The following is a 5,492-nucleotide window of genomic DNA, read 5'->3' as shown; positions in this document are numbered from 1 at the left end:
CTTTAACTCGCGGAGAAGGGCGTTGTCAGCCTTGATTTGACGGTTGATTGCACAGCGGTCGGCGACAAAACCTTTCTGCTCAATGGTGCGAGCGACATAGCCTTCATGAATTGTCGGCTGCACGTCGAGCCCTCTGTCGGCGTAGCTGCGGTGGTCGATGTGCGCGTCGGCGCGGTTCGCTTCGTCAAGATATTTGTTTGTGATCTGCGCCCACTGCTCACGCCAAACGACAAGTTGCTCGTCACTGTTCCAACGTGCGGCGATCGGATTCTGCCGACCGAATCGCGTGCTTTTCGGATATTTATTGACGCGTTCATAGCCGTGCTTTTCCGCTTCTGACGGCGGCATATACACCTTCTTTTTGCCGACAAAATATTGATATTGCTTCTCCCAGCCTTTCGATTTTGCTGACAGGAATTCCGAAGAAGTGAAGCCTTTTTCTTCGCCGTTTTTGACGCAGAGATATTCTTTTTCGGTTTTGTTTTGCCATCTGCCTTTGTTATCCATTGGTCTGACTGTCAGCAAAATATGCGCGTGGGGATTGTGACCGTCTGTGTCGTGAATGGCGACGTCGGCGCACATTCCTTCTGCGACAAAATTGTTTTGAATATACTCTGTCAGCAATTTTACCCATTGCGTTTTGTCAAGCTCAACCGGCAAGGCGACGACCAATTCGCGCGCGAGTCGGCTGTCCTTAGATTTCTCGGCGGCTTCAACCGCGTTCCACAAAACGCTCCTGCTTTTCCATTCAGGCGGCGCGTTTCGAGGCAGAAAAACCTGTTCCCAAACAAGCCCTCTTTTGCGTGTGAAGTCATGCATTATGCCGTCATATTCGTTATGAATTTCTGAGCAACTCATATAAGCTGCGGCTGCAACCGCGCTTCTGCCTGAGCCGCGGCTGACGGCTTTTGCTTCTAAATGATAAATCGCCATAATTCAAAATCACCTCTTTCTAAGCAGGCTTTCAATAAGCCGTAACCCTCGGAGAGCGCACGTCTGCTTTAGCAGTACCACCGCCCGTATTACGGGTGGTGAGTAAGTGCGCCCTTCGGGAAATAAATCAAGGCTGCATGTTACCAAAAAACAACCGCTGCAACAGAAGATTTTTGATTTCGTCTGAATTCATGTGCTTGATTTCGGGTAAGACACTTTCCAGAATCGCGCCTTCCTGAATCAATCTTCTTGTCCGTGCTTTTCGCTCCTTTTGGCGATTCCTCGCCTGCGCTTCTTCCAGTCGATGCTTCGCCTGCAGCATTTCCTTATCGTTAAAATTGTTATTCATAAATCCTCCTTTTCAGCAGTCAGCAGTTTGCGTGCCGTGCTCAAAGTTTCCGCTGCATTAAGCTTTCTGATGTTTTGATTACTAACCTTGAGCGGCACGCAGCGCTCCAAAATGCGGTCATAGATTCTGGCGTGCGCTAAGCTCTTGGGGTGCTTTAGCTCGTCCAGCGTTAAGTTGGTCGTGACGATCAAAGGCTTCTTGCTGCGGTAACGACTGTCGATGACATTGAACACCTGTTCCAGCGCAAATTCGGAATTGCGCTCGATGCCGAGGTCGTCGATGATCAGCAGACTGTAGCTGTTCATGCTCTCGATATATTTGTTGCGATCCTCGTTGAACATGGAGGACAGTTGGTTCAGAATTTTTGAGAAGTTCGTCATCAAAACCGGCACACCCTGTTCAATCAGCGCGTTGGCGATGCAGGCGGCAATGAATGTTTTGCCTGTGCCGACGTCGCCCCACAAAAGCAGTCCGATACAGCTCTTTTTCATCTCGCTCCACTGAGCGACATATTCGCGGGCTTTGCTGATTTCGGGATTGTAGCCTTTGTCGTTGGCAAAGGTGTAATCGTGCAGATACCTGTCCTGCAAACCGCTCGCCTTCATGCGCTCGATCCGAAATTCCGCCTGCCGTTTTTGAAACGCGGCTTCTTCGCGTTCTTCCGTGATCCGCTGACAGTCGCACATAACCGGCGGCGTGATGATACGCTCTCCGTGGTGAATCACGCACTGCCGCGGTGTGCGGCACTTGGCGCAGTAGATCAATCCGTCAGCTTCGTTGATGTACTCGTCCTCTTTCGGCTGGCGCGGCGGAAACAGCCCGCCGATGATTTGGTTGATGTTGTTCATAAGCTTTCGTTTTCCTCGCTTTCATAGTTTCTTGCAGGCGGCGAAGGATTGTCACGAAGATACCAACTTCTGATAGTTGCGGCATGGTCGGCGTAGCTCTTACCGCTCGACTGCATATATGCCGACAGCCGCTCTATGTACTCCCGATACGGCGGCACAGTCCGTTGCAAAATAGAGATATCATCATCAGAGAGAAAAACATTTTGAAATTTGCCGTATGCCTTACTCATTCTATTATCTATTTTCTTATTATCTCTTTCTATATATCTTCCGGACAGTTTTCTTTCCGCGTGACAGACAGTTTTCTTTCCATCAGGAAGACAGTTTTCTGTCTGTCTCACGGAAAGATTTCTGTCGACGGGGAACTTTACATAGATACGGTTTGCCTTGCCGACGCCCTGACGCTTGCGCACAATAAGCTCATGCTTTTCAAGCGTTGATAGCGCGGTTTTGACAGACATCTCGCTTTTATGAACGGCTTCGGCTAAATCCTTGATCGGATAATAAATGAATATCCGACCGTGTTCGTCTGTAAAGCCGTCGCGCTTTTGGGAAAGCTGCGCCCGACACAGCAGAACACAGTAAATGATTTTTGCCGAATCGCTCAGCTCAGACATTGTCAAGAGAAAGCTCGGGAACGCCATATGCGCGGGAATCGGGCTTTCAGAAGTTATGAATTGTGTCAATCTACTCACCACCTTACACGGTAATTCTATTGCAAGCAGAGAGGAAACACATTGACCGAGAATTGACTGATTTTTGACAAAAAAACAGCCACACACCGAAGTGCGTGACTGTGATTAGTATTACATTAATTTTTCCATGCTAAGATACATTATCATTTCTTGTTTTTTGGCTTCTATTCGCTCTGGTTCTGATTGGAAATGGATTTTATAAAGATGAAACGCATATTTGAAATGTTTACTTGCCTGCTCTTTTTTGCCTAAGCAACAGAATATTTTGCCCATATCTTCCTGTACCATTGCGTAATCCAAGGATTGATTAGAATAATGGTATTCTATGACTTCGCTGAGCTTCATTAGCTCTGCCAAAGCATATAGCGGTTGCCCCGCAGCAACAAGGAAAGTAGCATAGTTCCTTCTCCTGACAAGATTGTCGTGATGATTTTCGATTTTAAACTTTTTGGCGAGTTGAAGTGCAGTGCCCATATTGTCGAGAGCCGATTTGATGTTTCCACTCATGTGATAGAAGTGACTGAGATTTGTATATAGATTGCAAACTAAAACGATATTGCCTGAATGGACTTTCTTTATCGTGGAAATGGCACGTTCTTCATACTGAATCGAAACTAAAGGATCATCCGCTACTATTGCGAGGTAATCATATAACAAAGCGCGGTCTTTATCGGCTCCGACGTTACTGTCCTTTAGCAACGAGGATAGTATATCGGTTACTTTTTGCATGAGATGGTGGTTTTCATATTTTTCACAATACGGAAATACATCCTCCAGAAACAGAAGATAGGTTTTCATATCGTCGTTATCAATTAGATCGACGATAGAGTCAATCATTTCAAATAGCTGTTTATAGTACAACACATCGTTGCCGTGACACATGCAGATAGTTTGTAAGGATTGCAAGAAGATGGAGCAATTTACAACAGAAGGTTTCATTTCGTCGAGTGCGATTTCCTGAATCATCGGGTGAAGTGCGATCATTCGACCCGGCAATTCTTTGACAAATCCACTTTCGATAAGGTCGTTGATGGCATTCATGTTTTTTAATTCCAGCCATAAGGCAAACAACTTTGCGTGTACGCCGTTGTGCGGCGCTAAGGCGAGATTTCGCATGACCTCCGATTCTACTTTGGAGAGCTTGTACAGCGAGAATAGGGTATGAATATGCGTGTAGTACGTCGCCTTTCTGCTTTTGCCGTCTTTCTTCGCGCTGATCTTATCTTCACTGTCCATCGCTGCTTTTTCGGCGCGCAGTTTCTCCAACAGTTGATCCGGCGCTAAAATGCCGACCTCTAACAGCCGCGCCGATAACTCAACGGCGAAGGTGTGGTTGTGAACCGTATGGATGATCTCACGCAGGATTTCGGAATGATTATCCGCTTCCGAATACAGACTGCCCATTAAGCCGAGCAGTTCGTCGTCGGGCATTTCTTCAATGGTGTAGGAGTCGTTGTATTCATCAAAGCGGCTGCGCGTGGTGAACAAAATGCGGCAGGAGTATGCAAGAACCGTACTCAGCGTTTCGTCGTCAGATGCGACGGTATTAAAATTATCTATGATAATCAGGCTGTCGTCTTTCAGGCTGCGCAGGAATCGGTCGTGGCGTCTGAACCGATCCGCTTCGGGTTCGTTCGCATTATAATCCTCGGCAAAATCCAGCTTGATGATATCATTTTTCAGGCTGCCCGAGTAGTTGATGTAGATGATGTTGGTGTATTCCTTTTTAAAGCTTTGGGCGTAGGCTTTGGCAAGCTCGCTCTTGCCGATGCCCGGTATGCCTTGCAGGAACACTTTGCCGTACTCGCTCAGCATAAAGTGAAGCTCCGATTGTTCTCCGGCTCTGTCGCAGAAGTAACGACAGGGCTTCGGAACCTCTGCGCCGTAAATCAGGTTTTTGACAAAAGGGGAGAGCGCGCCGTAATCTTTAAGACTGCTTTTTTCGGGTTCACGTTTGATGAAGTTGCGCTCCATCGAAAAGCAGAGCACAGCGCTTAAGAAATCTGCTTTTTCTTTGCTGTTGGAAAACGGGTATCCCGCGGTCAGTTTTTGTTTTACGCCGTCGGAAATGGTTGTGTCATATATCACCAGATCGTAGATCTCCCGAACTGCCATGTCGCTGTCATACATCATCGGCAGAATATTTTGCTCTATGTCGGAGGACAGACAACTCTTTTTGTTGTTGTCCGAGTAATACTTTGTGATTTTCGGGCTTATTTTCCTTACACCGTTTACCCAACGGCAAACTGCACCTTCGTCAAAGGTTTCTTCTATGTTGATCTCGTCGGTTGCGAAGGTGTCAAACAGCGCATACATCAAATCGGATTGATTGCCGCGCTTGCTCTCGCTGATATGATCGCTGATGATCGTAATCACAGAACTAAAATCGCATCGCTCCATGTTTCTCACTCCAAAACTGTCAATTTTCAGTCAATTTCCGCTCAATGTGTTTTCGCTCCCCGTGATGTAGAATGAGCACATAACAAACAGGACTGAGGGCTGTAAAAATCATATCACATCTTGTTTGTCGAATTTGGTAATAATATGGAGGAAAACATGAAAAAAGATAGGTTTACGGAAGGAGTTTTTGATTCTTACCCCGATGTTGTCAGCGTCGAAGAAATCCAGCAAATGCTGCGGATAGGCAAGAACGCAGTGTACACATTA

Annotated in this window: 5 protein-coding genes; all 5 read right to left on the bottom strand. The window is 46.7% G+C overall.

The genetic code is table 11. The annotated features are described in order from the left end of the window. A partial coding sequence (mobQ, locus tag JKK62_RS09310) for a MobQ family relaxase (protein ID WP_201427663.1) occupies positions 1 to 933 on the bottom strand: 933 nt, incomplete at its 3' end. Positions 934 to 1,060: 127 nt separating this feature from the next. Beyond that, complete coding sequence (locus JKK62_RS09305; protein ID WP_201427662.1) at positions 1,061 to 1,282, bottom strand: DUF3847 domain-containing protein; 222 nt, start codon at positions 1,280 to 1,282, stop codon at positions 1,061 to 1,063. After that, the gene (locus JKK62_RS09300; RefSeq protein ID WP_201427661.1) at positions 1,279 to 2,130 is read right to left on the bottom strand and encodes an ATP-binding protein; all 852 of its coding nucleotides are present in this window, start codon (positions 2,128 to 2,130) and stop codon (positions 1,279 to 1,281) included. Before JKK62_RS09300 ends, JKK62_RS09305 begins: the two co-directional genes overlap by 4 nt. Then, positions 2,127 to 2,825: a replication initiator protein A gene (locus JKK62_RS09295; protein WP_366503273.1), complete on the bottom strand. Its 699-nt coding sequence runs from the start codon at positions 2,823 to 2,825 to the stop codon at positions 2,127 to 2,129. The genes JKK62_RS09300 and JKK62_RS09295 overlap by 4 nt, the downstream gene beginning before the upstream one ends. Positions 2,826 to 2,936: 111 nt before the next feature. After that, positions 2,937 to 5,225 (bottom strand): ATP-binding protein, encoded by a 2,289-nt coding sequence (locus JKK62_RS09290; RefSeq protein ID WP_201427659.1) that lies wholly within the window; start codon positions 5,223 to 5,225, stop codon positions 2,937 to 2,939. Positions 5,226 to 5,492 lie beyond the last annotated feature (267 nt).

This window comes from Ruminococcus difficilis, assembly GCF_016680995.1.
Note: the sequence above shows the minus strand (reverse complement) of the source record. Positions and strands in the feature narration are given on the sequence as shown.